Genomic DNA, 5,987 nt, shown 5'->3' on the forward strand with positions numbered 1-5,987 from the left:
TGGGCCGCCAGCTCAACGAAAAGCTCAAGCTCGACAAGGACGCCGATCCGCAGGTCTACGGCATCGGCATCAAGGAACTCTGGGAAATCGATCCCGCGAAGCATCAGCCGGGTCTGGTGATCCACACGGCCGGCTGGCCGCTCGAAAGCGACACGTACGGCGGCTCGTTCCTGTACCACATCGACAACAACCAGGTGATGGTGGGTTTCGTCGTGGGTCTGGCGTACACGAACCCGTATCTCTCGCCGTTCGAGGAATTCCAGCGCTACAAGACGCATCCGGCCATCCACAAGTATCTGGAAGGCGGCAAGCGTGTGTCGTATGGCGCGCGTGCGATCACGGCGGGCGGCCTGATGTCGCTACCCAAGCTGGTGTTCCCGGGCGGCGCGCTGGTCGGCGACGATGCGGGCTTCCTGAACGTCTCGCGCATCAAGGGTAGCCACGCGGCGATCAAGACCGGCATGCTCGCGGCTGAGGCAGCGTTTGAAGCCGTGCAGGCAGGTCGCCAGAGCGACGAACTTACCGCGTATCCGGAAGCGTTCAAGCAATCCTGGCTGCATCAGGAACTGTACAAGTCGCGCAACTTCAAGCAGTGGATGAGCAAGGGCCTGTATCTGGGCACGCTGATGGTTGGACTGGAGCAGAAGGTGCTGGGCGGCAACGTGCCCTGGACGCTGCACCACCAGCATCGCGACAACGAAATGCTCAAACCGGCCTCGCAATGCAAGCCAATCGAGTATCCGAAACCTGATGGCAAGCTCACATTCGACCGGCTTTCTTCGGTGTTCATCTCGAACACGAATCACGAAGAGAATCAGCCCGCGCATTTGACGCTCAAGGACGCCAAGGTGCCCGTCGACGTGAATCTGCGTACTTATGCCGGTCCGGAAGCACGCTTCTGCCCGGCGGCCGTGTACGAATTCGTGAAGAGCGACGACGGCGGCGATCGCCTGCAGATCAACGCGCAGAACTGCGTGCACTGCAAGACCTGCGATATCAAGGACCCAACGCAGAACATCGTCTGGGTCACGCCGGAAGGCGGCGGCGGCCCGAACTATCCGAATATGTAAGGCGGGAAATCTGCCACTCGAAGGGCCGCTCCATCCAGCATGGGCGGCCCTTTTCGCTTCCCTAGCCTTGCATTGCCGATTCGGCGCTCGTTCTGGCCAACTCCGCAAGCGCCTGCTCCACGCGCCTGAGCACGTCGTCCCACGCATTCGGCTGCGTCTGCCGGAATATCCGCGCGCCCGGATACCACGGCGAATCCTCGCGGTCCCTGAACCAGCGCCAGCATGCGTCGTAGCGTGACAGGACCCACGCCGGCTTGCCGAGCGCGCCGACGAGGTGCGCCATCGACGTATCGACGGTGACTACCAGATCGAGATTCGCGACGATGGCCGCCGTGTCGGCGAAATCGCGGACATCGTCCATCGGATCGACTGGCCGTAGCGCCGGTGGCAGATCCACGATCTGCGGTCGCGTCGAGTCGCCCATTTGCAGGCTGACGAACGTGACGCCGGGCGTGCCCAGCAGAGGAACGAACGACTGCGCATTGAGCGAGCGGCGCTGGTCGAGCGCGTTCGAACTCGCCTGGTCGGCCCGTGGATTGCCCGCCCACACGAGTCCGACTTTCAGCGCGCCTGCGGGCAAGCGAGCTTGCCATTGTGCAACTTCAGCCTTCTGCGCATGCAGGTACGGCACGCGGGCCGGAATGGTCTTAACCGTGGTGGAAAAGCGCAGCGGCAGACTCATCATCAGGCACCAATAGTCGTGCCGCTCGATCCGCCCTTGCCCGTTCAGCGGAATCACGAGATCTGCACCCGCGAGCGTTTCGAACAGGCGCTGCTGCGTGGGCGCACACGCCACGCTAACCTGCGCCGCGCCCAACGCCTTGAGCATCGGCACATAGCGACAGAACTGCAGGCTGTCGCCAAGCCCCTGCTCGGGCCAGACAAGTATCGATTTGCCAACGAGCGATTCGCCCTGCCACTGCGGATACGGCACCGGCGGGCGGCCTATCGCCTCTTGCCCAATCAAGGGATCGTGCCGCGACTCGTAAAGCGGCCACGCCTCCTTGTAGTCCCCACGACAGAGCAAAGGCAAGGCCAGATTGGCGCGCGCGGCCGCGTAGTCCGGGCGTAGCGCGAGCGAGCGCCGGTACGCATCGATCGACTCGTCGACGCGGCCGAGTTGCCACAGCGCATTGCCGAGGTTGTTATGCACCTCGGCGAAAGTGCCATTGAGCGCCAGCGCGCGGCGGCATGCGGTCTCGGATTCCGCCACCCGGTTCATGTCCTTGTACAGCAAGCCAAGATTGTTCCAGGCGAATACGTTTTGCGCGTCGCGCGCGAGGACCGCAAGGTACGCGGTCTCGGACTGCGCAAGCCGCCCGAGACGCCACATCAGCATTCCTTGATGAAGTAGCGCCCCGGTGTGATCGGCATCGATCTCGAGCGCACGGGAGAGCGTGGCCTCGGCTTCGTCCATGCGGCCCTGATGCATCAAAACAGCGCCGAGATTGGCGAGTGCGGAGACGTCGTCCCGGCGTAACGACAACACGGTCCGGTAGGCTTGTTCGGCAGCCGGCAAGCGAGCACGACGGAACAACCACGCGCCAAGCGCGAAGTGGGCGTCGGCGAGCGCGCGGTGCGTAGCAGGCGCTGGAGGGACGGGCTGGCCGCGGCCGGCCAGCAGATGCGCTGCGAGGTCGAGTGCTTCGGAGTCAGCCGGATCGCTATCCAACCTGCGATCGAGCAGGTCTAGCGCGGCGTCGTATGCGCCCGCTGCGTGCAGCGAGCGCGCGGTCTGCAGGAGATCGGAGGGACTGGAGGAAGAATGAGGAGCGTTCATCGAAACTACCCGGACAAAGCGCGAAATGCGCCAATCCAGGCAATTTACGAGGCTCCCATACGCCAGTACATTGGCGAAGTCTTAAAAATGGCGGCGCGGTCGTGCGATGCGACACCCCGCCGCGCCTTTCCTCAATCCCGCAGCGCTTCAGATGTCGCTGGCCGCGATCTTCGGCGTAGTCACGACAACGTCGGCGTTCTGCGCGCGGTGGCGCATGGCGTGATCGATCAGCACGAGCGCCAGCATGGCTTCGGCGATTGGCGTTGCGCGGATGCCCACGCACGGATCGTGGCGACCGAACGTTTCAACCACCGCCGGCTCGCCGGCCTTGTCGATCGAGCGGCGCGGCGTGCGGATGCTCGAGGTCGGCTTGATCGCGATCGACACGGTGATGTCCTGACCGGTCGAAATGCCGCCGAGGATGCCACCCGCGTGATTGCCATGGAAACCGTTGGGCGTCAGTTCGTCGCCATGCGTCGAGCCACGTTGCGCGACGCTCGCGAAGCCCGCGCCGATCTCCACGCCCTTCACCGCATTGATGCCCATCATGGCGTGCGCAATGTCGGCGTCCAGACGGTCGAACAGCGGTTCGCCCCAACCCACCGGCACGCCGCTCGCGACCACGTTGATGCGTGCGCCGATCGAGTCGCCGTCCTTGCGCAAGGCGTCCATGTAGTCTTCAAGCTGCGGCACGACGTCGGCGTTGGGCGCGAAGAACGGGTTCTCATGCACATGCTGCCATGCGACGAACGGCACCTCGATCTCGCCGAGCGCGCTCATATAGCCGCGCACTTCCACGCCGAAGCGCTCGCGCAGCCACTTTTTCGCGACCGCGCCCGCCGCCACCGTGGGCGCCGTCAGACGCGCCGACGAGCGGCCGCCGCCACGATAGTCGCGGATACCGTACTTCTGCCAGTAGGTGTAATCGGCGTGGCCCGGGCGGAAGGTCTCGACGATATTGCCGTAGTCCTTGCTGCGCTGATCGGTGTTGCGGATCAGGAGTGCGATCGGCGTGCCGGTCGTGACGCCTTCGAACACGCCCGAGAGAATTTCGACCTGGTCGGCTTCCTGGCGCTGCGTGACGTGGCGCGACGTGCCGGGACGGCGGCGATCCAGATCGATCTGGATATCGGCTTCGGTGAGCGCCATGCCGGGCGGGCAGCCGTCGATGACACAGCCGATGGCCGGACCGTGGGATTCGCCGAAGGTGGTGACGGTGAAAAGCGTACCGAGCGTGTTGCCGGACATGGCAGTCGTCCAAAGTGATTCGGGGAATCCAGCATTATGCCAGTCCGTGCGGCGGCGCGCCCGGGCGCTCCTTCAACACATTGTCGTGCAAACGCGCGTCAACGGCGCGCGCCGCGCAGATGCGAGACCGTGCGCTGCAGCCCGTCGACCGTGACGTCGGCCGGCGCCACCGGCTCCCCTACCGCCAGCGTAAGCCGGCTCGTCAGGCCACGCCGGGTGGGCCGCTCCTGCCCCGACGCCGCATGCCGCGAGAACATGCTGCCCCACAAGCCGCGCAGCGCCATCGGCACGACGGGTGCGGGCTGGCGCTTGAGGATTTCGGTCACGCCGTGGCGGAACGGATTCATCTCGCCGTCACGCGTGATCTTGCCCTCGGGGAAGATGCAGATGAGTTCGCCCTCGGCTAGCGCCGCGGCGCAGGCGTCATAGGCGGCCGCGAGCAGCGTCGCGTTCTCGTGCGCAGGCGCGATAGGGATCGCCTTCGCATGCCTGAACACCCAGCCGAGCAGCGGCGAGCGGAAGATCTGATGATCCATCACGAAACGGATCGGCCGTGGGCTCTCGGCCATGATGACCACGGCATCGACAAAACTCACGTGGTTGCAGACCAGTACCGCCGGACCGTCGGCGGGAATCCGCTCGGCATTCACAAGGCGCACGCGATAGACCGTATGCACGAGCACCCAGGCCACGAAACGCAACAGGAACTCAGGCACGAGCGTGTAGATATAGGCCGCCACGACAATATTGAGCAGCGCCGTAGTCAGAAAAATGCCCGGCACGCCGACACCCGCCGCCGACAGCCCCATCGCCATGAGCGCCGAAGCAATCATGAACAGCGAGTTGAGGATGTTGTTCGCGGCGATAATGCGCGCGCGATGACTCGGCGCGCTGCGGCTCTGGATCAGCGCGTAAAGCGGCACGCTATAAAAGCCGCCGAACATCGCGAGCAGGAACAGGTCGGCCAGCACGCGCCAATGAGCGAGCGTGCCGACGAATTCGCCCACCGACAGCAGATGCGGCACGGGCGGCAGCGCATGGCTCGCAAAAAAAAGGTCGATGCCGAACACGCTCATGCCGATCGAGCCCAGTGGCACGAGGCCGATCTCGATCCGGCGGCGCGAGAGCTTTTCGCACATCAGCGAGCCAAAGCCGATGCCGAGCGAAAACATCGCAAGCAGCAGCGTTACGACATCGGGGTCGGCCGACAGCACGTCCTTGGCGAAATTGAAAAACGAGGCGAGAAAGGTCGCGCCGACGAACCATAGCCACGAAATGCCCAGCAGGCTGAGGAACACCGTGCGGTTGCCGTGCGCGAGGCGCAGGTTGCGCCAGGTCTCGGAAAACGGATTCCAGTTGATGCGCAACGCGGGCTGCAGCGAAGCGCACGGCGGCACAAAACTACTAGCCACGCGGCCGATCAGCGCGATAACGATGCACAGGCCGCCGAGCCACCACGCACCCACCGGCGTGCCTGTCGCCGCGTTTGCCGCAGCATTTGCCACCGCATCGCTCGCGCCGATTCCCGCTGCGATCCCGCCCATGATCGTGCCGATCAGGATCGCGACGAACGTACCCATTTCGACGAGCCCGTTGCCGCCGACGAGTTCATCGTCGGAGAGCTTTTGCGGCAGATACGCGTACTTGATCGGCCCGAACACCGTGGAATGCACGCCCATCAGGAACGTGCACAGATAAAGCAGTGGCGCACTGTGCATCCAGAAACCCGCCGCGCCGACCAGCATCACCGCGATCTCGAAGGTCTTGACCCAACGCGTGAGCACGGCCTTGTCGTACTTGTCGGCGATCTGCCCCGAGGTCGCCGAAAGCAGCACGAACGGCACGATGAAGATCGCCGAAATCAGGAACGCCACGGTCTTCGGATCGAC

At 64.3% G+C, this 5,987-nt stretch carries 4 protein-coding genes; 1 reads left to right on the forward strand and 3 read right to left on the reverse strand.

What is annotated here, in order from left to right; all coding sequences use genetic code 11:
• Nucleotides 1–1,070 (forward strand): electron transfer flavoprotein-ubiquinone oxidoreductase (locus VG320_RS07720; protein ID WP_327199539.1); only part of this gene is annotated, 1,070 nt, incomplete at its 5' end.
• A gap of 61 nt (nucleotides 1,071–1,131) precedes the next feature.
• Here the strand turns inward: VG320_RS07720 and VG320_RS07725 are convergent.
• From VG320_RS07725 to VG320_RS07735, 3 genes are all read right to left on the reverse strand, one after another.
• A complete protein-coding gene (locus VG320_RS07725) occupies nucleotides 1,132–2,850 on the reverse strand; it encodes a tetratricopeptide repeat-containing glycosyltransferase family protein (RefSeq protein WP_327199540.1) in 1,719 nt (572 codons plus the stop codon).
• A gap of 147 nt (nucleotides 2,851–2,997) precedes the next feature.
• Complete coding sequence (aroC, locus tag VG320_RS07730) at nucleotides 2,998–4,098, reverse strand: chorismate synthase (RefSeq protein WP_327199541.1); 1,101 nt, start codon at nucleotides 4,096–4,098, stop codon at nucleotides 2,998–3,000.
• A 98-nt stretch (nucleotides 4,099–4,196) separates the two neighbouring features.
• On the reverse strand, nucleotides 4,197–5,987 hold a 1,791-nt coding region (locus tag VG320_RS07735; protein ID WP_327199542.1), incomplete at its 5' end, for an MFS transporter.

Source organism: Paraburkholderia sp. (genome assembly GCF_035948235.1).
GTDB lineage: Bacteria > Pseudomonadota > Gammaproteobacteria > Burkholderiales > Burkholderiaceae > Paraburkholderia.